22 protein-coding genes are annotated in these 23,065 nt (G+C 58.9%); 5 read left to right on the top strand and 17 right to left on the bottom strand.

Translation table 11 applies throughout. The features are described 5' to 3' along the window. Positions 1 to 12 precede the first annotated feature (12 nt). Positions 13 to 717 carry a response regulator transcription factor gene (locus N1037_03095; GenBank protein UWS80028.1) on the bottom strand — a complete coding sequence of 235 codons (705 nt, stop codon included), beginning with the start codon at positions 715 to 717 and terminating at the stop codon, positions 13 to 15. A gap of 356 nt (positions 718 to 1,073) precedes the next feature. On the opposite strand from N1037_03095, the gene N1037_03090 reads away from it, so the two are divergent. After that, positions 1,074 to 2,672, top strand: coding sequence for a phosphoenolpyruvate carboxykinase (locus N1037_03090; protein ID UWS80027.1), 1,599 nt, complete (start codon positions 1,074 to 1,076; stop codon positions 2,670 to 2,672). An 86-nt stretch (positions 2,673 to 2,758) separates the two neighbouring features. On the opposite strand, the gene dgt is transcribed toward N1037_03090, so the two are convergent. The 3 genes from dgt to N1037_03075 form a co-directional block, all read right to left on the bottom strand. Continuing rightward, the gene (dgt, locus tag N1037_03085; GenBank protein ID UWS81298.1) at positions 2,759 to 4,105 is read right to left on the bottom strand and encodes a dNTP triphosphohydrolase; all 1,347 of its coding nucleotides are present in this window, start codon (positions 4,103 to 4,105) and stop codon (positions 2,759 to 2,761) included. Positions 4,106 to 4,196: 91 nt separating this feature from the next. Then, positions 4,197 to 5,093 carry a cation diffusion facilitator family transporter gene (locus tag N1037_03080; GenBank protein ID UWS81297.1) on the bottom strand — a complete coding sequence of 299 codons (897 nt, stop codon included), beginning with the start codon at positions 5,091 to 5,093 and terminating at the stop codon, positions 4,197 to 4,199. A 73-nt stretch (positions 5,094 to 5,166) separates the two neighbouring features. After that, the gene (locus tag N1037_03075) at positions 5,167 to 5,934 is read right to left on the bottom strand and encodes a sulfite exporter TauE/SafE family protein (GenBank protein ID UWS80026.1); all 768 of its coding nucleotides are present in this window, start codon (positions 5,932 to 5,934) and stop codon (positions 5,167 to 5,169) included. 161 nt (positions 5,935 to 6,095) lie between these two features. Here N1037_03075 and N1037_03070 point away from each other — a divergent pair, with 161 nt between their 5' ends. Together N1037_03070 and N1037_03065 are read left to right on the top strand one after the other, a co-directional pair. Further along, positions 6,096 to 7,781: an acyl-CoA/acyl-ACP dehydrogenase gene (locus tag N1037_03070; protein ID UWS80025.1), complete on the top strand. Its 1,686-nt coding sequence runs from the start codon at positions 6,096 to 6,098 to the stop codon at positions 7,779 to 7,781. A gap of 217 nt (positions 7,782 to 7,998) precedes the next feature. Continuing rightward, entirely contained in the window at positions 7,999 to 8,718 is a 720-nt protein-coding gene (locus N1037_03065) for an SGNH/GDSL hydrolase family protein (GenBank protein UWS80024.1), read from the top strand. Positions 8,719 to 8,720: 2 nt separating this feature from the next. Here the strand turns inward: N1037_03065 and recO are convergent, their stop codons facing one another. From recO to folK, 12 genes are all read right to left on the bottom strand, one after another. Then, on the bottom strand, positions 8,721 to 9,455 hold the full coding sequence (gene recO / locus N1037_03060; GenBank protein UWS80023.1) for a DNA repair protein RecO: 735 nt from the start codon (positions 9,453 to 9,455) through the stop codon (positions 8,721 to 8,723). 107 nt (positions 9,456 to 9,562) lie between these two features. Further along, on the bottom strand, positions 9,563 to 9,892 hold the full coding sequence (locus N1037_03055; GenBank protein UWS80022.1) for a DUF1491 family protein: 330 nt from the start codon (positions 9,890 to 9,892) through the stop codon (positions 9,563 to 9,565). Positions 9,893 to 10,016: 124 nt separating this feature from the next. Then, complete coding sequence (era, locus tag N1037_03050) at positions 10,017 to 10,922, bottom strand: GTPase Era (protein UWS80021.1); 906 nt, start codon at positions 10,920 to 10,922, stop codon at positions 10,017 to 10,019. Then, positions 10,919 to 11,605, bottom strand: a complete 687-nt coding sequence (gene rnc, locus N1037_03045) for a ribonuclease III (GenBank protein ID UWS80020.1) — start codon at positions 11,603 to 11,605, stop codon at positions 10,919 to 10,921. The genes era and rnc overlap by 4 nt, the downstream gene beginning before the upstream one ends. Next, complete coding sequence (gene lepB, locus N1037_03040; GenBank protein ID UWS80019.1) at positions 11,602 to 12,438, bottom strand: signal peptidase I; 837 nt, start codon at positions 12,436 to 12,438, stop codon at positions 11,602 to 11,604. Before lepB ends, rnc begins: the two co-directional genes overlap by 4 nt. Before the next feature lie 61 nt (positions 12,439 to 12,499). Then, the gene (gene acpS, locus N1037_03035; GenBank protein UWS80018.1) at positions 12,500 to 12,955 is read right to left on the bottom strand and encodes a holo-ACP synthase; all 456 of its coding nucleotides are present in this window, start codon (positions 12,953 to 12,955) and stop codon (positions 12,500 to 12,502) included. Between the two features lie 81 nt (positions 12,956 to 13,036). Then, positions 13,037 to 13,567, bottom strand: a complete 531-nt coding sequence (locus tag N1037_03030) for a hypothetical protein (protein UWS80017.1) — start codon at positions 13,565 to 13,567, stop codon at positions 13,037 to 13,039. A 17-nt stretch (positions 13,568 to 13,584) separates the two neighbouring features. Further along, a complete protein-coding gene (locus N1037_03025; GenBank protein UWS80016.1) occupies positions 13,585 to 14,334 on the bottom strand; it encodes a pyridoxine 5'-phosphate synthase in 750 nt (249 codons plus the stop codon). Positions 14,335 to 14,418: 84 nt separating this feature from the next. Beyond that, positions 14,419 to 15,126, bottom strand: coding sequence for a DUF2062 domain-containing protein (locus N1037_03020; GenBank protein UWS80015.1), 708 nt, complete (start codon positions 15,124 to 15,126; stop codon positions 14,419 to 14,421). 32 nt (positions 15,127 to 15,158) lie between these two features. Beyond that, on the bottom strand, positions 15,159 to 17,291 hold the full coding sequence (locus N1037_03015; protein UWS80014.1) for a bifunctional (p)ppGpp synthetase/guanosine-3',5'-bis(diphosphate) 3'-pyrophosphohydrolase: 2,133 nt from the start codon (positions 17,289 to 17,291) through the stop codon (positions 15,159 to 15,161). Between the two features lie 41 nt (positions 17,292 to 17,332). Then, positions 17,333 to 17,686: a DNA-directed RNA polymerase subunit omega gene (gene rpoZ / locus N1037_03010; protein UWS80013.1), complete on the bottom strand. Its 354-nt coding sequence runs from the start codon at positions 17,684 to 17,686 to the stop codon at positions 17,333 to 17,335. Positions 17,687 to 17,779: 93 nt separating this feature from the next. After that, positions 17,780 to 18,349, bottom strand: a complete 570-nt coding sequence (folK, locus tag N1037_03005; protein ID UWS80012.1) for a 2-amino-4-hydroxy-6-hydroxymethyldihydropteridine diphosphokinase — start codon at positions 18,347 to 18,349, stop codon at positions 17,780 to 17,782. 136 nt (positions 18,350 to 18,485) lie between these two features. Between folK and N1037_03000 the strand changes: the two genes are divergently transcribed. Beyond that, positions 18,486 to 19,058 carry an NYN domain-containing protein gene (locus N1037_03000; GenBank protein ID UWS80011.1) on the top strand — a complete coding sequence of 191 codons (573 nt, stop codon included), beginning with the start codon at positions 18,486 to 18,488 and terminating at the stop codon, positions 19,056 to 19,058. Between the two features lie 402 nt (positions 19,059 to 19,460). On the opposite strand, the gene N1037_02995 is transcribed toward N1037_03000, so the two are convergent. Next, a complete protein-coding gene (locus N1037_02995; protein ID UWS80010.1) occupies positions 19,461 to 21,674 on the bottom strand; it encodes an ATP-binding protein in 2,214 nt (737 codons plus the stop codon). A 302-nt stretch (positions 21,675 to 21,976) separates the two neighbouring features. Here N1037_02995 and ispH point away from each other — a divergent pair, with 302 nt between their 5' ends. Then, on the top strand, positions 21,977 to 22,951 hold the full coding sequence (ispH, locus tag N1037_02990; GenBank protein UWS80009.1) for a 4-hydroxy-3-methylbut-2-enyl diphosphate reductase: 975 nt from the start codon (positions 21,977 to 21,979) through the stop codon (positions 22,949 to 22,951). Positions 22,952 to 23,065: the final 114 nt, after the last annotated feature.

Raw genomic sequence — 23,065 nt, 5'->3', positions numbered from 1 at the left:
AGACTGCGGGTCTTACTCTTCATTATAGCGATACCCGATCCCGTAGAGGGTCTCGATCGCTGCAAAGTCACCATCGGCTGTCCGCATCTTCTTGCGCAGCCGTTTAATATGGCTGTCGATTGTCCGGTCATCCACATAGACCTGATCGTCATAGGCCACATCCATCAACTGATCGCGGCTTTTGACAAAACCCGGGCGCTGCGCCAGGGCCTGCAACAACAGGAATTCAGTCACCGTCAGCGACACGTCCTTGCCCTTCCAGCTGACCGCGTGACGCAGCGGGTCCATCCGCAGATTACCCCGGTCCATCACTTTAGTCTCTGGGGCCTCGGTTCCGGCCTCATCACTGTTGAGCGCCTCTTGGCGGCGCAACAATGCGCGGATGCGCTCTACCAGCAGGCGCTGCGAGAAGGGTTTTTTGACGTAATCATCCGCCCCCATGCGCAGCCCCAGAACCTCGTCGATTTCATCATCTTTGGAGGTGAGGAAAATCACCGGCATCTGGGTTTTCTGCCGCAGCCGCTGCAACAGATCCATCCCGTCCATGCGGGGCATTTTGATGTCCAGCACCGCCATGTCAGGCAGCTTCTTGTTAAAGGCATCCAGCGCGGCCTGCCCGTCGTTGTAGGTCTCCACCTCAAACCCTTCGGCTTCCAGCGTCATCGCCACAGAAGTCAAAATGTTGCGGTCATCATCCACCAAAGCAATCTTCGACATTGGATTTGCCCCTAAATCTGCTCTTTTATATTGTCAGTATTTTTTCCCTTTCATCGCCCGTCTTGCGCGACGAATCAATCCCCATTGGCGAATCAGGTCTCTCTTTGGCCACAATTAGGGCAAAAATGTCTTATCAACCGCTGAACAGTGAACAGCGATCCACCCTCGCGACAGATGGTTGCGCTAAACTCCGCCTTGATGGCGCTAACTGCGCCAAACCGTCCTGTTCAGTCATGGAAACGTCATGTTATGAGCTGCCTCACCGGTGTCGATACCGGACCCTATGCCCCGATCTGCCTTTGGGGCGCAGCTTTTAATCTATGCGGCACACCAAGCCGGCACAGGAGAGAGAACACATGGCATCTGGACGGGTTAACCCGAATTTCCGCCTCGAGGATCAAGGTATCGAGGGTCTGGGCAATGTCCATTACAACCTCATGGAGCCTGCCCTTGTCGAAGCAGCGGTAAAGCGCAACGAAGGCACCCTGGGCAATGGCGGCGCGTTCCTTGTGACCACCGGCAAGTTCACCGGTCGCTCCCCCAAGGATAAGCACGTCGTCAAATCTGACAGCGTCAAAGACACCATCTGGTGGGAAAACAACGCCGAGATGTCGCCCGAAGGGTTCGACAATCTCTATGTCGATATGCTGGAGCACATGAAAGGTGGCGACTACCACGTGCAGGATCTGGTTGGCGGCGCCGACCCCAAGCATTCGATCAATGTGCGCATGGTCACCGAGCTGGCCTGGCACGGGCTGTTCATCCGCACCATGTTGCGGCGCCCCGAGCGCGAAGACCTGAACGATTTTGTTGCAGACTTCACCGTCATCAACTGCCCCAGCTTCCAGGCCGCCCCCAAGCGTCACGATTGCCGTACCGAGACCGTCATTGCGATGAACTTTGATCGCAAGATGATCCTGATCGGTGGCACCGAATATGCCGGTGAAAACAAAAAATCCGTCTTTACCCTGCTGAACTACCTGCTGCCCGAAAAAGGCATCATGCCGATGCATTGCTCGGCCAACCACGCCAAGGGCAACCCTGTCGACACCGCCGTGTTCTTTGGCCTGTCCGGCACCGGCAAGACCACGCTTTCTGCTGACCCTGACCGCGTTCTGATCGGCGATGATGAGCACGGCTGGGCCGATAATGGCACCTTCAACTTTGAAGGCGGCTGCTACGCCAAGACCATCAGCCTCAACCCCGAGGCCGAGCCAGAGATCTACGCGACCACCACAAAGTTCGGCACCGTGATCGAAAACATGGTCTTTGACGAAGAGACCAAAGAGCTGGACTTTGAAGACGACAGCCTGACGGCAAACATGCGCTGCGCCTATCCGCTGCACTATATCTCCAACGCCTCGGAAACCGCGCTTGGCGGCCACCCCAAGAACATCATCATGCTGACCTGCGATGCCTTTGGTGTGCTGCCTCCGATTGCCCGTCTGACCCCGGCGCAGGCGATGTACCACTTCCTGTCTGGTTTCACCTCCAAGGTGGCAGGCACCGAGCGCGGCGTGACCGAGCCCGAGCCCACCTTCTCCACCTGCTTTGGCGCGCCGTTCATGCCACGCCGCCCCGAAGTCTACGGCAACCTGCTGCGTGAAAAGATCGCCGCCCATGGGGCAACCTGCTGGTTGGTCAACACCGGCTGGACCGGTGGCGCCTACGGCGTTGGCTCGCGGATGCCGATCCGCGCCACACGCGGGCTGCTGACCGCCGCCCTCGAAGGCACCCTGGCCGAGGTCGAGTTCCGCAAGGACAGTAACTTTGGCTTTGACGTGCCTGTTTCGGTGCCCGGCGTTGCCGAAGTCCTGCTGGACCCACGCCGCACCTGGGACGATCAGGCCGCCTATGACAAACAGGCCGCCAAACTGGTTGAAATGTTCTCCAACAACTTCGAACAGTATCTGCCCTATATCGACGAAGACGTAAAAGCCGCCGCGATCAGCTAAGGCCCGCGTCACCGCGAAATAGAAAACCCGGCCAGTGGCCGGGTTTTTTTGTGTCTATCCTGCTGGGGTGGAGCCTTTTGGCCAGCTTAGATCCGCCCTGCCACCATGTCGCGCACCTTCACCGCGTAGCGGTCGGTCATGCCAGAGACAAAATCCCCCAGGCTATGCATGGCGCTGTATTCATCCGTAATGCCGCGCAGATCCAGATCCACCGCCCGCACCAATTTGGCCCAATAGCCATGGCGCGCCAGAAACGCCTCAACATCCCAGTCACAGGCGCGCAGATCGCCATAAAGCCCGTGGAAATGATCCAGCACCGCAAAGATCACCTGACGCCCGGCAATCTCCAGCTCGGTCTTGCGCCGTGCCGTAAAGATCCGCGCGTTTGAAATCTCTTTCATCTGATCAAAGGCAGCCGCCTTGGAGGAGACCTCCATCAGACCGTCGTTGAACTCACCCGCCATGATAGCATCATAATTATCCATGAAGGCGGCAACTGCGGCTATGATCGCCTGATGGATGGCGCTGGCCCGGCGCATGGCGACAATTTCGCGCGCCGTCATCGCCGTATCATCCGCCCGGTTGGGCTTACCTGCGATCATTTCCAGACAGTCGATCACCTGGCCAGTGCTCAGGTCGCCCACCGTGGCGGCGTCTTCCAGATCCAGGATCCGATAGCAGATGTCATCTGCCGCCTCGACGAGGAAGGCCAGCGGGTGGCGCCGCCAGTATTTCCCCGGCCCGGCGCCATCATTGTGCAGCCCCGTTGCCTCGGCCACCTCGGCAAACAATGCCGCCTCTGAGCCAAAGACACCAAATTTCTTGAGCCCCACATAGCCGGGAGTGGCCAGGTGCCGGGCCTCGGCGGTGCAGGGGTATTTCATGAATGCCGCGAGCGTCGCATAGGACAGGCGCATGCCGCCATCGCGCCTAGCCATTTCCAGGGCCGCTGCAATGCGAAAGCCCTGGGCATTGCCCTCAAAGGCCTCAAACTCAGCCTGCTGGGCTGCAGGGACCGCTCCGGCAACACCGTTCTTCGTCTGAAACTGCGTCGCAAACCACTGGCCAATGCTGTCTTCGCCGGAATGGCCAAAGGGCGGGTTGCCAATGTCATGCACCAGACAGGCCGCCTGAACCGTGCCGGCAATCACATCGCGCTGCGCCTCGGTGATATAGCCCTGCTTGAGCATCGCCTGCCCCGCCAGCACCCCAAGCGAGCGCCCGGCGCTGGCGGTTTCCAGCGAATGGATCATCCGGTGGTGCACATGGTCATGTTCATAAAGGGGATGCACCTGGGTCTTTTGCGCCAGGCGACGGAAAGGCTCTGAGAACAGGATGCGATCATAGTCCTGCAGGTAGGCCGGACGGCCTGGATCCTCGGGATAGTCCGGGCGGCACAGACGCCCCGCATTCAACAACCTGTCCCATTCCATCGCCATCGCCCATCGCTCCCGTGACTGCCGCTATTGTTGCGGGTGGTTAAACGGGAGCGCGGGTCAAAATGCAATTGCTTCACCGGTGGGTTTACACCGGGGCGATGCCCGATGGTTCCAGTTTATGTTCCGGTTCGACATGAATGGTGACCTGCGCCTCTGGAAAGCTGGCCTGGATGCGGTCTTCGATGCGGTCACAGATCGTGTGAGAGGCCTGCACCGTCATCGTGCCTTCCACCACCATGTGGCATTCGACAAACAGGGCGACACCCGCGCGGCGGGTTTTCAACCCATGCACCTGCAGTGCCCCCGCAGCCGCATGATGCAGCAGCTCTTCGATCCGGGCGCGCTCTTCCTTGGGGGCGGCGGAATCCATCAGCCCATTCACCGAGGAGGCGACAACACCGTAGCCTTCGCGCAGGATATTCACCGCCACAAACAGCGCCAACAGCGGGTCCAATATGGCCCATCCGGTGACCATCGCCAGCACCAGCCCCAACAAAACCCCAACCGAGGTCCAGACGTCGCTCATCAAATGACGCCCGCCGGCGGTCAGCGCCGGAGAGTTCAGCGCCCCGCCCCGGCTAATCAGTAGCCGCGCCCACAGTAGGTTCAACACCAGGGCCGCCCCATTGACCAGCAGCCCGGCGCGCCCCCAGGTCACCGTCTCGTTCAGGTTGCCAAGCGCCTGTACCGACTGCTGAACAATCAGCAGCGCAGCAATAATGATCATGATGCCTTCAAGAACCGCCGAGAAATACTCGGCCTTATAGTGGCCAAAGGGGTGACCGGCATCTGCGGGCTTTTTGGCGTAATGCACCGCCATCCAGGCCATCACCGCCCCGCCGACATTGACCAGCGACTCCAGCGCGTCCGACAGCAAGGCCACCGAATCTGTCAGCCACCAGGCCACCAGTTTCAGGCCCAGCACCAATACGGCAATCAGGATGGTGCCCAGAGCCAGTCGTTCTGCGTTCATCCCCTGCATCGCGCTTTTGTGTTCCTTGGTTACGCCAGCTTGCCAGATTGGCCAGTCGTCCAACACAGCCAACTCGGCCAGCCTACAACATCAACCCGCGGCGCAACAGATTGAGCCCGGCCAGAAGCAGAACAATTAGCGTAGCTTGCTTAAAAACTCTTTGATCAATGCGGTCATGCAACATGCCGCCAATCCACATGCCCAGCACAGCCGGCACAATCAGCAGGATCGAAAACGGCAGGGTCGCGGGGCGCATCACGCCCGACCCAATATGGGCAAACAACAGCGCAAAGGCGCCCATGCCGTAGATCACCCCCTGCACCCGGATCTGTTCGCTCTTTTCAGTGCCTAGTGCGGTCAGATAGGCCACCGTTGGTGGCCCCCAAACACCAGAGATCCCGCCGATCAACCCGGCAAAAGCCCCGACCATGACTTCGACCCGTGGCGTCGGCTTGGCCAGAGTGAGAGGCACCCCCATCAGCTGCAGCAAGACAAACAGGGTCACCGGGCCACCAATCGCCAGGAACATCACCTGCTGCGGCAGCACCCGCACCATCTGGGCGCTGAGCAGCAAAAACACCAACCCCGCCAGCAGGAACAGGCGAAAGCGCTTGAGCGAGGCAAAGGCCGCGCCGCCGCCCTGTCGCAGCGCCTGCATCCAATTGGTCACCAGTGTCGGCAGGATCAACCCCGCCAGCGCCAGCTCGGGGGCGATAAACAGGCTCAACCCCGAGACCAGAATCATTGGCAGCGCAAAGCCAACCATGCCCTTCACCGTGCCGGCAAGCAGCGCGATCCCAAAGGCGATCGCCAAATCATTGGCGGAAATGAGTGAAAAAAATGCGTCCATGTAGTCTGCCCTATCATCCCATTCCCGCAAGGAGAACCACCGCAGAGCGCCAAATTCCGTCACGCAACTTTTTATCACTTTGCCGCAGCGCGGCGTATTTTTGTTGCGCTGCACCTGCAAAGTGATTTACCACCTTAGCGACCCAAGAAGGACGTGATTCAATGGCTCATGACGGACAGGACCTGCAAATGAAACCGATTGTGCTCCCCGAACTGCTAGCGCTCACTGGCGCAGCAATTGCCCCCCTCGAAGCGACCCTGGAGGCCGCCCGGGTTGCGGTGCGCAACCAGGTCACCCAGGAGGGTCGCGTTTCCGGCCAGTTGATCGAAGCCAACCAGACCGCAGCGCACGGGCTGTCCTGGCTTGCCACCTATGTCTATGCGCTGCGCCAGATGCAGGACTGGGCTGACAAGCTGCAAAGCGATGGCGGCTTCCATGAGATGGAGCAGCTGATCCACCAGATCGCCTTTGGCGAATATCTGGCGCAGGTTCAGGGCGGCATTCAGATGAACCAGGGTGAAATTCTGCGGCTGCAGGATCTTGGCCTGGGTCAGGACGCCATGGAGGCGCTGCGCACCGAGGCGGTTGTGACCCTCACAGAGGCTGGCAATACCCAGGCTGCACGCAGCCGCCTGGCCGAGCTGATGCAAGAGCAGGCCGGCGCCACCATGTTCGGCGCCTCGGGTCTGGAAGAAGAGCTGGAAATGATCCGCGATCAGTTCCGCCGCTATGCATCAGACAAGGTTGAGCCCCACGCCCATGACTGGCACCTGAAGGATGAGCTGATCCCGATGGAGGTCATCGAAGAGCTGGCCGAAATGGGCGTCTTTGGCCTGACCATCCCCGAAGAATTTGGCGGTTTTGGCCTCTCCAAGGCCTCGATGGTTGTGGTCTCCGAAGAGCTGTCGCGCGGCTACATCGGTGTCGGCTCCCTCGCCACCCGCTCGGAAATCGCCGCTGAACTGATCCTTTGTGGTGGCACCGATGAGCAAAAAGCCCAGTGGCTGCCCAAAATCGCCAGCGCCGAAATCCTGCCCACGGCTGTGTTCACCGAGCCAAACACCGGGTCCGACCTTGGCTCATTGCGCACCCGTGCGGTCAAAAACGAGGCCGGCGATTATGAGGTCACCGGCAACAAGACCTGGATCACCCATGCGGCCCGCACCCATGTGATGACCCTGCTGGCACGCACCGACCCCGACACCACCGATCACCGGGGCCTGTCGATGTTCCTGGCGGAAAAAACGCCTGGCACCGATGCCGAGCCCTTCCCCACCCCCGGCATGACCGGCGGCGAGATCGAAGTGCTGGGCTATCGCGGCATGAAGGAATACGAGCTGGGCTTTGACGGATTTGCCGTGAAACAGGCAAACCTGCTGGGCGGCGCCGAGGGCAAGGGCTTCAAACAGCTGATGGAGACCTTTGAAAGCGCCCGGATTCAGACCGCGGCCCGCGCCATCGGCGTGGCCCAGTCGGCGCTGGATATCTCCATGCAATACGCTCAGGATCGCAAACAATTCGGCAAGAGCCTGATCAACTTCCCCCGCGTATCCGGCAAGCTGGCGATGATGGTAGTCGAGATCATGGTGGCGCGTCAGCTCACGTATTTCTCGGCCTGGGAAAAGGATCACGGCCATCGCTGCGATCTGGAAGCCGGCATGGCAAAACTGCTGGGTGCCCGGGTGGCCTGGGCCGCTGCTGACAACGGTTTGCAGATCCACGGCGGCAATGGCTTTGCGCTGGAGTATAAAATCAGCCGGGTGCTGTGTGATGCGCGGATCCTGAACATCTTTGAAGGCGCCGCAGAAATTCAGGCACAGGTTATTGCCCGCCGCCTTCTGGCCTGATCCTTTTACAACAAGATCCCCAAAAGCCCGGCCATTGGTCGGGCTTTTTTGTTCCTGGTGTTAGCGCAGTCTTATCTCGGCATAAGCCCCGCATCAGGCCTGTTGCCCGATAATTCCCCGGCTTTGCCTTACCGCCTGCCCTGATGTTTATTGATTTACAACATCCGGTATAATTGCATTTAAAATTCGATTTACTCTCCAAGTGAGCCCTGTGCCCATGCTTCAATTTCTGCCCCGGTTATCTTGCATTTTCTGTGCTTTTCTTACCCTATTCGGCTGTGGCGAGCGCGCGCCCCAGAACCCGGAGGGCGGAGTTTTGGTAATGGGCGATTCGCTGATGGCCTGGAATGGCACCTCCCAGCGGGCGGTCTCAGACGTGATGGAGGAACACCTCCAAGTCGAGGTCACTGATCGCTCCCTTTCTGCGGCGCGCATGATCTATCGCCTGCCCGTCAGTGGCGCGGCCGGGTTGAGTATTCCCAAACAAATGCCCAAGGGCGACTGGAATGCGGGCGACTGGAACTGGGTGGTGTTGAATGGCGGCGGCAATGACCTGTGGCTGGGGTGCGGCTGCACCGCATGTGGGCGCAAAATGGACCGGTTGGCCACCAGAGATGGCAGCAGCGGCGCTATTCCCGATCTGGTGAACCGGCTGCGCAGCAAGGGGGCCAAGGTGATCTACACCGGCTATCTGCGCAGCCCCGGACTTGGCTCTCCCATTGAACACTGCAAGGACGAAGGCGAGAAGCTGGATCGACGCGCGGCCCGGATGGCAGCCCGAGACGAGGGCGTCTTTTTCCTGTCTCTGGCCGACCTGGTGCCACATGGGGATCGCAGCTACCACGCGTTTGATATGATCCACCCCTCGGTCAAGGCAAGCGATGCTATTGCAACCCGCATTGTGAATTTGATCACCGAAGAAACACAGGCGGAGTAGCCTCAGCTGTCCGGCAATCGCCGCATGAAGGCATCAACAAACCTGCTGCGGGCTTCGGGCAGCGGTTGATTTCCCAGACTGGGCGCCAACCGCTCTGCCAGAAAAAATCCGGTGGTCTGCAGCCCCTGCGCCACCTCATGGTCTGCAGCATCACCGATCCCGCGCAGGACCGGCGGCAACGGCAACAGGCGGCTGACCCATTGCCCCGCCTCCTGAACGGACACCGCCCGCCCCGTCCGAGGCGAAATATAGGCCAGATCTTCGTTGCGCCCGGACACCGCGCAGGCGCTGAGATCAAGCCCAAAGCCCATTTCTTTGAGCAGGGCCATTTCCCAGCGCAGATAGGCTAGGGGCCAGACCTCCGCATGCTCCAGCAGGTCCAGCAATTGTTCGGACTGTTTGTAAAGCACCGGGTAGGCTTCGCGCTCGGGCAGGCAAAACCCCAACAGCGCCGTCACCGCATTCAGCCCTGCCAAGGCCATACGACCGGAAAAGGCCGCCGCCGCGCGACTGCGCAGAGGTTCGGCCTGATAGCTGCCCAGGTGATCCTGCAGCCGGGCCCGCCACAACAGATCCAGCTGCGCACCGGGTTGTAGCACCGGCGCCTTTTTACGACTGGCGCCCCCATGCACGATACCGGCGTGGCGGCCGTGATGTTCAGTAAAAACATCAATAATTGCAGCCCCTTCGCCGTGACGCCGTCGGGACAACAGAATGCCATGATCACGCCATTCCACTGATGTTCCCCCCTGATTGCGCGCTGCGGCCCTGACTATCAGACCCTAACAGCCCCCCAACGGCAAGCCTTGCCTCAGCCCTTGGGGCTTGGGTCTTTAAACCAAGATCATTCCAGCCCTGGTTCATCCAGCAGGTGACGCCCGGCGCGGTCCTCAATCTCAATCACCCAGAGATCGGGGTCAAACTCTTGCTGGCGTCGGATCGCGGCGTCCACATCCGCCTCGACACCGCTGGCATGTTCGATCCATTTGCGTGCGCCGCTCATCAAATCGTAGGAGCGGTGAAACGACTGCGCCTGCCCGTCCAGGGTGTTCAGCTTGACCAGCACCGCGCCTGCAGTGTCATCGCCATGGGCGGTGACAAACCCCGGGATATCCTGAAACCGCAGGCGGGCAAGATAGGCATCAACCCAGAAGCGGGCGGTCAGTCGGGGCATTGCGGGGCCTCTGGTGTGATCCCCGCCGCAGGCCGCCGCATCTGTGGCAGCTGCCGGAGCCTCCGGCGGAGATATTTAGGGAAAGATGAAGGGTGGTACGCGCCCTGTGCACCGGGCGCTTCCCTTAGTTGCCGTCTTTGAAGTCCAGTCCCATTTCCGAGTAACGCTCGGCCTCTTCCAGCCAGTTGGGGCGCACTTTGACCTGCAGGAACAGATGCACCTTGCGGCCCAGGAACTCGGTCAGTTCTTCGCGGGAGGATTGCGACACGGATTTAATGGTTTCACCGCGCTTGCCCAGAACGATGCCTTTGTGACCATCGCGGACCACATAGATCACCTGGTCGATCTTGGCCGAGCCATCTTTGCGCTCTTCCCAGTTTTCGGTCTCGACCGTCATCTGATAGGGCAGTTCCTGGTGCAGGCGCAGGGTCAGCTTTTCGCGGGTGATTTCCGCCGCTATCATCCGCATTGGCAGATCAGCGATCTGGTCTTCAGGGTAAAGCCAGGGACCTTCGGGCAGTGTTTTGGCCAACCAGCTGCGCAGCACCTCGACCCCGTGGCCACGCTCGGCCGAGATCAAAAAGGTTTCGGCAAAATCAAAGCGATCGTTCAGATCCTTGGTGAGGCCAAGCAGCACCTCGGATTGCACCCGGTCGATTTTGTTGATCACCAGAGCCACGGTCCGGCCCTGAGCCACATCCGCGAGACCTTCGAGAATGCGCTCCACCCCTTCGGTGATGCCCCGGTGGGCCTCTATCAGCAGCAGCACAATTTCAGCATCGGCAGCGCCGCCCCAGGCGGCTGCCACCATGGCGCGATCCAGACGGCGGCGGGGCTGAAACAGGCCCGGCGTGTCGACAAAAACGATCTGGCTTTCGCCTTCCATCGCCACGCCGCGCACCCGGGCGCGGGTGGTCTGGACCTTATGGGTGACGATCGAGACCTTGGCCCCGACCATTCGGTTAAGAAGAGTGGATTTGCCCGCGTTGGGCTCTCCGATCAGGGCGACGAAACCGGCGCGTGTTGTCATGTTGAATGCTCCAAACGTGCCAAGAGCGCCTTGGCTGCGGCCTGTTCTGCGAGACGTTTTGAGCCCGCAGTTGCGCGCTCTTCGGTGCCATCTTCCAGCCGAACAGCAATGGTAAAAATAGGTTGGTGATCCGGACCTTCGCGTGCCACCTGCACGTAGTCCGGTGGATTCTGGCGGCGCGCCTGGACATATTCCTGTAACGCGGTTTTGGGATCTCGGGCGTCGGCCTCTACCTGATGAATGCGCGCGCCCCAGAGCCGCAGGATCATCGCCTGGGCGACTTCGAACCCGGCGTCTTTGTAGACGGCGGCAATCACCGCTTCCATGCCATCACCCAACAGGGCCAGCTTGCGGCGCCCGCCGGACATCATTTCCGAACGCCCCAGTTTCAGCACCTCACCCAGTTCGATCTCGCGGGCGACATCGGCGCAGGCTTCTTTGCGCACCAGCGCGTTAAAGCGTGGCGCCAACTGGCCTTCGCTGGCCTCTTTGTCATGCTCCAGCAGGGCTGTTGCCATGACCAGGCCAAGCACACGATCCCCGAGAAACTCCAGACGCTGGTTATCCTTGCGGTTTGGAGAAGACACCGAGGGGTGGGTCAAGGCGCGCACCAAAAGCTCCGGCCGGGCAAACTGGTGCCCGATCCGCTGCTCAAAGACGCGCATTTCTTTCGATAGTTTCACTCGATCCCCTTGAAGTAGCGGTCAGAACGCCAGGTCCAGAAAAACAACATTGAGCGGCCAGCAGACGAGAACATGATGCGATCCGCGCGCCCGATCAGATTTTTGAGTGGCACAAAGCCAACCCCGCCAGCGGTCTGTACCAGACGGCTGTCACTGGAATTATCGCGGTTGTCGCCCATGAAGAAAAAATGCCCCTCAGGCACCTTATAGACGCCCGTGTGATCCGCAGATTGGTTGCCAATATTGAGGATGGCATGGGTGTTGCCATTCGGGAAGGTCTCAATCTGGCGCGATTTGAGGCAGGCCCCACCCAGACCAACAGGCGCGTTTTCACAGCGGGGGCGAGAGCCCTGTGGCCCCTGCGGCGCCATGGCTTCCTCAAAGTTGCCCGCATCCTCCAGCCCAACGGCTGTGCCGTTGATGAACAGCACCCCATCTTTGACCTGGATACTGTCCCCCGGCAGGCCAACCAGCCGTTTGATAAAGTCGGTGCCAGTCACCGGGTGGCGGAAGACAACCACATCGCCGCGTTCGGGATCAGAGCCCAGCAAACGGGTGTTATCATTGTCGAGAAAGCCGCAGATGTCTTCGGCATCGATATTCAGCCCGATAGCGCCGATGCGCACACTGGGACAAGAGGCATAGGAATAGCCATAGGCCATCTTGTTGACGAAGAGGAAATCACCAATGAGCAGCGTCTCCTTCATCGACCCCGAGGGGATCCAGAAGGGTTGAAAAAACAGGGTCCGAAAGACCCCAGCAATCAAAAGGGCATAAACAATGGTCTTTACCGTTTCGAGGATCGATTGTCCGGCCGTGGGTTTTGCCGTCATCAGGCTCTCCGGGTTATGAATTTAAGGGTCCGGCGCTACATGAGCGCGTGAGGGGCGCGAGTCAAGCTTCACTGGCGGTTTCAGAGGGCTGATCCGCAGACTGATCCACGGGCTGAGCGTGAATTGGCCGGGCCTCAATGACCACAAAGGCCTGCGCCCAAGGGTGATCATCGGTCAATGTCACGTGGATAATCGCGCTGTGGCCAGCGGGTGTCATTTCAACCAGGCGCTCGGCGGCCCAGCCAGTGACCTGCATTACCGGCTGGCCACTGCGCAGATTGCTGACCGCCATGTCCTTCCAGGCGATGCCCATCCGCAGCCCGGTGCCCAGCGCCTTGGAACAGGCTTCTTTGGCGGCCCAGCGTTTGGCATAGGTGCCCGCCACATCGCGGCGTCGCTCTGCCTTGCGCTGCTCGACATCGGTAAACACCCGATTGCGGAACCGATCCCCAAACCGATCCAGGGTGCCCTGAATGCGTTCGATATTGGCAAGGTCGGTTCCGATACCAAGGATCATGGTAGGCCTCTCAGGAGTTCAAGGGCGATGCCCCGGGTGCAAGGCGACACAATTGTCCAAGGGCGCTCTTGCCAAAGGATGTTACTTCTTTGCCCCCTGAGCGCCAGATGAGGGGGCAGAAGTCGGCGCAGAAGTCGGGGCTGCAGAGGCCGCCTCCAGGGTCACTTGACCCGAGGCTTGATTGATCCGGATCGACAAAGGCCGGATGCCTGCCCTGTCCACGCCCCCGGTATCCGGGTCAAACCCGCCAACGGGAATGGTCACCAGCAGGCCCCTGCCAGCCTCATAGCGGCTGCTGCTCTCTTCCAGGAACACCTGGCGAAACCCGGTTCCAGGCTGGTTAGACAGGACATGACAGGCCTGGCCATATTCAGGGTCCGGCGACAGGATAAGTAAATGACTGGAACAACAGGCGGGCTCGCCGCCAGTGTCCAGCAGGGCGAGACGCACCGCACCATCCCCATAGGTGCGACTGGTCTCTTCCCAGGGTTCGACCAGATTGGCAGCTGAGGCCACCCAGTCGCAGCTTTGCAGGCTTTGCGCCCCAACAGCAGACGCCCCTGACACAGCGATCACCGCACTGCCAAAAAGTACTGAAAAGAAACGGCGCATCCTGGGTCTCCTCAGTTTCAATTCTGGCGTGCCAGATCCATCTGACGGCGCATTTCGGCCAGGGCGGCGGGCAGGCCGACAAACATCGCCTCTCCCATCAGGAAATGACCGATGTTGAGCTCCTTGACCTCTGGCAGGGCAGCAATCGGGCCAACGCTGTCATAGGTCAGACCATGGCCCACATGCACCTCCAAGCCCAGTTCACTGGCGTAGGCAACCATTTCGGTAATCTTGGCCAGTTCCGCGTCGCGCGCGTCCCAGCGGCCTTCGGCCCAGGCGTCGGCATAGGCGCCCGCATGCAGTTCGATCACCGGCGCGCCGATTCTGTGGCTGGCCTCGACCTGCGCCTTTTCGGCACCGATGAACATCGACACCCGGCTGCCGGCCTCGCGCAGAGGGGTGATATAGTCAGCAAGCGCATTGTCATTGCCCGCCACGTCCAGCCCACCCTCAGTCGTGCGTTCTTCACGTTTTTCCGGCACCAAACAAACCGCATGGGGTTTGTGGCGCAGGGCGATGGCCTGCATTTCTGCCGTGGCGGCCATCTCGAAATTCAGCGGAATGCGCAGGGCCGCCATCAAGCCGTCTATATCGGCGTCGACAATATGGCGGCGGTCTTCACGCAGATGGGCAGTGATGCCATCGGCGCCTGCGTTCTGTGCCAGGATCGCTGCCCGGACCGGATCCGGGTTATCGCCGCCCCGCGCATTTCGTACGGTGGCCACGTGGTCAATATTCACACCCAATCGCAACGCGTTCTGAGCCATGTCATCTATCCTGAGATCAGTATCTGTTGCCGCGAGATTAGACAGCAGACCGCCAAGAGCAACCCCCCGCGACGAGGCGGCGGGCTATTTCACTTTGCGCACCCGTGGCAGGGCCAGTTTGGGTTTGTTTTTTTTGGTCTCGGCAGCCGGTGTGATCCCGGCGGCCTCCATCTCGGCGCGTTTCTTGATCGCTTCAAATTTGGCCTTGATGCGCGACCGCCGGTGCTGCTGATAGGCGCGGATCACCGGCAGGCTGATCATGTAACAGATGGTTGCGGTGATGACACCGGGCAGAACACCACCAACCAGATAGGGAAAAAACACCTCATCGTAGAACAACGACAGCCCGTGCCAATCGGCCGGCTGATCATGGAACAGCGCAAAGAGATTGTCTTTCAGATCTTTGCCCGCATCCAGGAACTTACCGACCAGCGAGCGGTCTACCTCTTCGTATTCGGTGCCCAGCAGCCAGTGCCCGGTCTGCAAGGCAGCCACACCAATCGGCACATAGGTCAGCGGGTTGCCAAAAAAGGTTCCGCTCAGCGCCGCCAGAATATTGCCGTTCATCAAGCGGGCAATCAGTGCCGCAACGACAAAATGCATGGCATAAAACGGCGTAAAGGTGGTGAAGACCCCAGCCCAGACCCCGCGGGCGATGCGTTCAGGCGAATCAGGCAGACGGCGGACCCGGTGCTTTACGTATAGAAATGCCCGCTTCCAACCCCCACGGGGCCAGATGAAATCCGCAACCGCGCGATGAAGCGGGCGTCTATCACGGCGCCTGAATACCAAAGCCCTGCGTCCTTCCTAGTTCCAACCGAGCCTCAGCCCGAAATCAAACGTTTCTCCGGCTGCTCCCGGAAACGCGCAACCTCGGCGACGTTACTCTCGGCCTCCAATGTTAACATCAGAGAATGCAGTTGCTCTACATCCCGAAGTTCAACATTTATCATCAGCCGGTAAAAGTCTGGTTTCCGGTCGACAAATTCAAGATTGGAAATATTGGCCTTTTTTTCACCAATCAATGTGCAAATTCGTCCCAGCACACCAGCATCGTTGCCAATGGTCAACCCCAGGGTGACGCCGTAGGCCGCCGGGTGGGTGCCACTGTGCCAATGCACATCAACCCAGCGTTCCGGCTGTTCCTCAAACTCGCCCAACCGATCGCAATCAGCCGCATGAACCACAACACCGCGGCCCCGGTAAGTGATGCCGATGATCCGCTCCCCCGGCAGGGGCTGACAACAGGGTGCGCGCTCAAAACTCTGGCCCGCTTCCAGGCCAATAACCGCACGGCGGGGCGAAATCACCTCACCCTCTTGTGATGACAGTTCCGGGTAAACCGCCTGCACCACATCATGGGTGGTGATCTCGGCAGCGCCCAGGCGCGCCAACAACTCGTTCACCGATTCGATGCGTAATGCTCTCGCGGCGGTTTCCAGTGTCTTATCGGTGGATTTACGCCCCACATGTTCAAATGCAGAGCGCGCGAGTTCGCGCCCCAGTTTGACAAACCGCGCCCGGTCTGCTTCGCGCAGAGCGCGGCGAATAGCGGTGCGGGCCTTGCCGGTAGTGGCGATTTCCAGCCAGCTCACCTGTGGGGTCTGCCCCTCGGCGGTGATCACCTCGACCGATTGACCGTTGCGAATACGCGTCCACAGGGGCACCCGAATGCCGTCGATCTTGGCGCCAACGCAGGCATGGCCAATCCGGGTGTGAATGGCATAGGCAAAATCAATTGGAGTTGCGCCCTTGGGCAGCTTGGTTACATCGCCTTTGGGCGTGAAACAAAAGACTTGGTCGGAATACATCTCCAGCTTGACCGCTTCGAGGAACTCGTCGTGATCCTCCTCCGCGTCGAACTGCTCCGTGAGCGAGGCGATCCATTTTGCCGGATCCACCGCAAAGGGGTTCTGCGAGCGAACACCATCGCGATACGACCAGTGGGCAGCGACGCCGGTCTCTGCCACATCATGCATCTGGCGGGTGCGGATCTGCACCTCCACCCGTTTGCCGTCCCGGCCTGAAACCGTGGTATGGATCGAGCGATAACCATTGGATTTTGGCTGGCTGATATAGTCCTTGAACCGTCCCGGCACCGCCCGCCAGCGCTGGTGAATACAGCCCAGCGCCCGGTAGCTGTCTTCTTCGCATTTGGTGATGACACGGAACCCGTAGATATCTGACAGCCGCGAAAAGCCCTGATCCTTGGCCTGCATCTTGCGCCAGATCGAATAGGGTTTCTTGGCGCGGCCAAAGACTTCGGCCTCGATGCCGGCTTTTTCCAGCTCTATCCGCATATCACCGGTGATCCGGTGGATCACATCGCCGGTTTCCCGTTGCAAGGTCACAAAGCGGCGGATGATCGACTGGCGGCCCTCGGGGTTGAGCACCTTGAAAGCCAGGTCTTCCAGCTCTTCGCGCATCCATTGCATCCCCATGCGACCCGCAAGCGGCGCGTAGATATCCATGGTTTCACGGGCTTTTTGCGCCTGCTTTTCCGGCCGCATTGCCTTGATGGTGCGCATATTGTGCAGACGGTCAGCCAGTTTGACCAGAATGACCCGCAGATCCTTGGACATCGCCATGAACAGCTTGCGGAAGTTCTCCGCCTGTTTGGTCTCACGGCTGGACAGCTGTAGATTGGTCAGTTTGGTGACCCCATCCACCAACTCGGCCACCTCTGTACCAAAGCGGCTGACCACCTCTTCATAAGAGGCCTTGGTGTCTTCGATGGTGTCATGCAACAGCGCGGTGATGATGGTGGCATCATCCAGTCGCTGTTCCGTCAGCAGGGCCGCAACGGCCACGGGATGGGTGAAATAGGGCTCGCCCGAGTGACGGAACTGGCCTTCATGCATCTCTTCGCCATAGGCAAAGGCCTCGGCGAGTTTGTCTGCATTGGTTTTGGGATTGTAGTTGCGGACCAGAGCAATCAGGTCTTCTGGTGAAATCATATCCGGTCCGCAGCCTCAATATTGGGAGTGAATGGCTGATGTCAGCCCTGCCCCTGCGCCTCCATGAGTGCACGCAGCAGTTTCTCTTCTGACATATCGTCGTCAGCGGGCTTGTCGTTTTCGGCGCCCATCAACAGAGCCATCGAGTCTTCTTCGGGCTCATCGACTTCGATCTGGTTCTGATTGTTTTCGATCAGACGCTCGCGCAGATCATCCGCGCGCTGGGTCTCATCCGCAATTTCACGCAGCGATACGACAGGGTTCTTGTCGTTGTCACGATCAACCGTGATCTCTGCTCCGGCAGCAATTTCGCGGGCACGATGGGCCGCCAGCATGACCAACTCAAAGCGGTTTGGTACTTTATCTACGCAGTCTTCAACCGTTACGCGGGCCATAGGCGACTCTCCAAAATCAGTGTGGGTCCGGAAGAGCGACTTTTACGCCGATATCTTTTTGTTGACAAGCGCAGAAAGCGCTTCAACCGGGGATTACAGCGGCAGAACCGCCTCTAGGTCTGATTTTGGCAGTGCAGCACAGAGTTCCGCCGACGTTTTTCCCAAAATGGGGTGGCGCCACTCGGGGCAAATATCGCACATCGGCACCAGAACAAAGGCGCGGTCCTGCATCCGGGGATGCGGGAGAATCAGTTGTTCAGGTGTTTGTGACATTTGTTGTTCAAGGGGCAGGTCACGCCAATGTTGATGAATGGCAGGATCAGGGAACACTCTTTCGCCCAAAGAAATCAGATCCAGATCCAAAGTTCGCGTCCCCCAGCGCTGCTTTCGCACCCGCGAGAATTTCTGCTCAACACTATGTAAGCATTGCAATAATTCTTCGGGGTCTAGGGCAGTCTCAATCGCCATGGCCGCATTGACAAAATCGGGGCCGGCACCTGCCGGAAAACAAGGGGTTTGAAAAAGCCGAGAAACTTGGCATTGTTCACCTATAAGGCGAGAAACTTCCTGAGTTGCAGCCAATAGTGTTTTTCGTGGCGACATTTCGCCCAAGGGTAGGTTGCCACCCAAAGAAATGATCGCTTTTGATCGTATGTTGGTCACTTTTGACCCCACTTAGGAAAACCCGTACACTTGAAGCAGGTGCCAAAGTACTTACAATATGTCCACCCGTTTCGCCGCCCAAAATTCACTCACGGACTAAATGGCGCAAACGGACTTACCGGAAGGACACTTTAGGATGTTTTACAAAGACGAACGGCTTGCGCTGTTCATAGACGGTTCGAACCTATACGCCGCAGCCAAGGCGTTAGGGTTTGATATCGACTACAAGCTTCTGCGGCAGGAATTCATGCGCCGCGGAAAGCTCTTGCGGGCCTTTTATTATACGGCTCTGCTGGAAAATGATGAGTACTCCCCCATCCGCCCCCTTGTTGACTGGCTGCATTATAATGGTTTCACCATGGTGACCAAACCTGCCAAGGAATACACCGACAGCATGGGCCGCCGCAAAGTCAAAGGCAACATGGACATCGAACTTGCAGTCGATGCTATGGAACTGGCGCCACGCGTTGATCACATTGTTCTGTTTTCAGGCGATGGCGATTTCCGCCCGTTGATTGCCAGCTTGCAGCGGCAGGGTGTACGCGTCTCTGTGGTGTCCACCATTCGCAGCCAGCCGCCTATGATCTCTGATGAGTTGCGTCGTCAGGCCGACAACTTCATCGAGCTGGAAGAGCTGAAAGATGTGCTTGGGCGCCCCCCGCGGGAGCATCCCGCTGACACAAGGTCCGTGTCTGCCGTTCCGGGTTAAACAAATGTGCGACGGCGTGGCCTGTATTTGGGGCACACTGGTTGCATTCCCGAGGGACCTTCTGCCGGATCGGTCTGCTCTTTGCGCTTGTGTTAGGATTAAGCGTCAGAACCTGCCCGATCAATAACAGCACTCAGCTGTTCCCAGTCGTCTTCAAAGGGAACAGCTGTCAGCAGAAGTCCCGCCGACAGAAGACCTGATCGTGATGCCCCCTGCCCCGAGGCAACAGCGCCCCCAGGGTAGCAGCCTCTGGCAGTTGGTTAAAAAAAACAGACGGTTCAAAACGGGTAGCCACTCACTCAGCCCGTTTTGAACCCCTGCTACAAAGCCCAAAAGCGCAAAATCCAGCAGCCTCACCAGGTCTGGCCCTGTAGGTTCGCCCTACACTGCCTTGTGCTGCCCTTAACCTCGTTGAGCCGCAGCCCATCGCCGGGTTTCTGCACTAACATCGGAGGCAGGCAATTGCTGTCGGATCACCGCTTCCAAACCAGCTAATGTCACGGGTTTGGAAACAAAAGCATCCATTCCCTCGGCCAGGCATTTCCCAATCTCCCCCTCCAGTGCGTTTGCCGTAACTGCCACAATCGGCGTATGGCGCAGCCCCTGCTCGGTTTCGATCTGGCGAATAGCGCGTGTCAGCTCAAACCCATCCATCACCGGCATCTGGCAATCCGCCAGAACCATGTCAAAGTTACCGTTGTTCCAGGCCGAAAGACATTCTGCCCCGTCACGCGTCATGGTCACCGTGCACCCCAGCAGCCCCAGCTGGCTCTCAATAACCGCGCGGTTGATTTCATTGTCTTCAGCCACCAGGATCCGCCCCCCCGTCATATTCAGTGCGGTCGCGCGGTCTTTGGTTCCCGAATGGGTCTGGGGCTCTTTGTTGGTGCCATATCCCACCAAGTTTTCCAGGGCGTCCCACAGCTCGCTGGGCAGCACCGGCCCGGATTGCACCACAGCCCAGCGGTTGCTTGAGCTCAGCTGCAACATGTCAGCGCAGGATTTGAACTCAAGAACTTTCAGGTCTGGAAGCTCTTTTTCGATACGGGTGCGACACCAGCCGGACCGCTGATCATCTTCAATCTCATCCGGCAGCACAAAAATGGACTCCCGTCCAGCAAGACGGGCAAGCCCGATAAACTCTTCCCGGCTGGACACCCATTTCAGATCACAGTCAGCAGCCAGGACATAAGTGGGCCAGTTACACTCCCGTCCCTGCTCTGGCAGCATTGCCACAACTTTTGTCCCTGCCAACCGCGGCCCCTTAATCGGGCCGGAGGGTTCCAGAACGGGCAGCCGGACCGTGAAGGTGCTGCCTTCACCCAAGGTGCTGTCCACCGAAACAGTGCCCCCCATCTTGGAGACCAATTGCTGCACAATCGTCAATCCCAGGCCATTGCCCTTGATCATCCGCTTGGCCACCACTGCTGAACGTTCAAAGGGGGCAAAGATCGCCTCCTGGACCTCTGGCTCAATGCCGATGCCGTTGTCCTCAACGACAAAATCAATCCAGCCGGGCTCGCAGATCTCCACACGCAAACGCACCCGTCCGGCAGCTTCGCCGGCCAGCGGTTCAGAGAATTTGATCGCATTGCCAATGAGGTTGAGCAAAATCTGACGCAGGCGCCCCGCATCGCCCCTCAGCGTATCCGGCAGATCTGCCTGTATCGTCAGGGCCAGGTCCACATCCATCTGGCTGGCATGGGGCCGCAGGGTTGCCGCCGCCCCCTCGACCAGCGGTAACAGGCGCATGGGCGTTTCAAACAACTCCATTTTGCCTGCTTCGATACGAGAGACATCCAGGATGTCGTCAATAATCCACAAAAGCGAGGTCGAAGACTCTTTGATGGTGTTCAGAAGGCGCTGCTGTTCAGGGATGAGATCCGTTCTTTCAAGCACCTCAACCATCCCCAGCACCCCATTCATCGGCGTTCGGATTTCATGGCTCATGGCGGCAAGGAACTCGCTTTTGGCATGATTCGCCTGGCTTTCCTTTTGGTGCGCCTGCAACAGATCATCGCTATAGCTTTCCGCCAACTCGCCAAAAGCCATCATTTCGACAACGAGGACGGCAAAAACCGTGACCAACACACCGCCAGAAAGATAGCTGACGGGAATCGCCACCTCGACAAGCGGCGGGCCAAAATAATCATGTCCCAAAAACCGAAACATCACCCAGCTTGCAAAGACGATCCCCAACAGCGTAATGATCATCGCCTTTTCGCGACGCATCGAAAACGTCATAAAGGGCCCGCCGAGAAGGACAACAAAAAACAGTTCGATATAGCTTTCGGGGGGCATGGTGAAAACGGACGCCATGACCACAACCAAGCCCGTGAAATACCACAGCAGGCGGGCCAAAAGCGTATATTCCGTATTTATGAGCAAACGCGCGGCGATCGAACCCAAAATCGCAATTGTTGAGATGATCACCACGCTGGGCGCATTTATGGAGATGCCCAAAGCGATCCACAGAAGGCCCAGCACCACCACAAGATTGCAGCTGACGCTGACAGTGCGAAACCGGCGCTCCATCGTGACCGCATATTGCCGGGTGGCAAAATCGCCCTTTTCCTCCAACGCAAGGCACTCGGTTGGGCTCGTTTTTCCGTACACGGCGTTTTTATCCTCTACCCGACCAAAACTACATACTGTTCACCCCCAAAGAGGTATCGCGCGCAGCCCCCTTTGGCGCAGGAAAGGCCCCCGCTTTGCCCCAAACATGGAGCAGATCAGTTAACATATTCCTTTTTGCATAGACTTTATGCACCGTGAGAACACGGCGACCGCCGGGTGCCCCAGCGGTATTCTGCCCGGCCTGACCAAACAACCGGGGCTGTGCACAGCCTCATCCAGCGGGTTCATCAGGCTGGACCTTGGGCCGGCAAAGCCTTACTTCTGCCGCGAAGGAGACGCCGATGACCAAACCTGCCCTGACACTTTATCTGGCTGCGCCACGCGGTTTTTGTGCCGGCGTTGATCGCGCCATCAAGATTGTAGAACTGGCGCTCGAAAAATGGGGCGCCCCCGTCTACGTGCGCCACGAGATCGTCCACAACAAATTTGTGGTGGATGGGTTGCGGGCCAAAGGTGCGGTTTTTGTCGAAGAGCTGGAAGAATGCCCCCAAGATCGTCCGGTAATCTTCTCAGCCCATGGGGTGCCCAAATCGGTACCCGCCGCCGCTGAGGCGCGCCAGATGGTCTATGTGGATGCCACCTGCCCGCTGGTCAGCAAGGTCCATATCGAGGCGCAGCGCCACGCGGAACAGGGGCTGCAGATGATCATGATCGGCCATAAGGGCCACCCGGAAACCGTCGGCACCATGGGGCAATTGCCCGAGGGTGAGGTGATTTTGGTGGAAACCCCCGAAGATGTGGCAAAGGTGCAGGTGCGCGATCCGCAGCAACTGGCCTATGTCACCCAAACCACCCTGTCGGTGGATGACACCAAGGGCATCGTCGCGGCGCTGGAAGCACGGTTTCCGGCCATTGTCGGCCCCCATAAGGAAGACATCTGCTACGCCACCACCAACCGGCAAGAAGCGGTTAAGGCGGTTGCGCCCAAATCCGATGCCATGCTGGTTGTGGGCGCGCTAAATTCGTCAAATTCGCGCCGACTGGTTGAGGTCGGGGCAAAAGCGGGCTGCAAATATGCCCAGCTGGTGCAGCGGGCCGACAACATTGACTGGCGCGCCCTGGAGGGGATCTCTAGCATTGCCATCACCGCCGGTGCCTCAGCGCCTGAACTGCTGGTCAACGAGGTCATCGACGCCTTTCGCGCCCGCTATGATGTGACGGTTGAGGTGGTCGAAACCGCCGTGGAACGGGTGGAATTCAAAGTCCCACGAGTGCTGCGCCACCCCGCCAACAAATCGGCTGAGAGCTCGGCCTGACAGTATCCTGATGACAGCCGCCGGATGGCAATGACCTGACAGCAGTGGCCAAGAGCCAGCGCGTGGTGACCCTGGCTGTTTACGGCGCGCTCACTTGCTCTTAGGCTGAGATGT

Source organism: Phaeobacter sp. G2, from assembly GCA_025163595.1.
Taxonomy (GTDB): domain Bacteria; phylum Pseudomonadota; class Alphaproteobacteria; order Rhodobacterales; family Rhodobacteraceae; genus Pseudophaeobacter.
The sequence above is the reverse complement of the archived record's forward strand: the minus strand, read 5'-3'. Positions and strand labels throughout refer to the sequence as shown.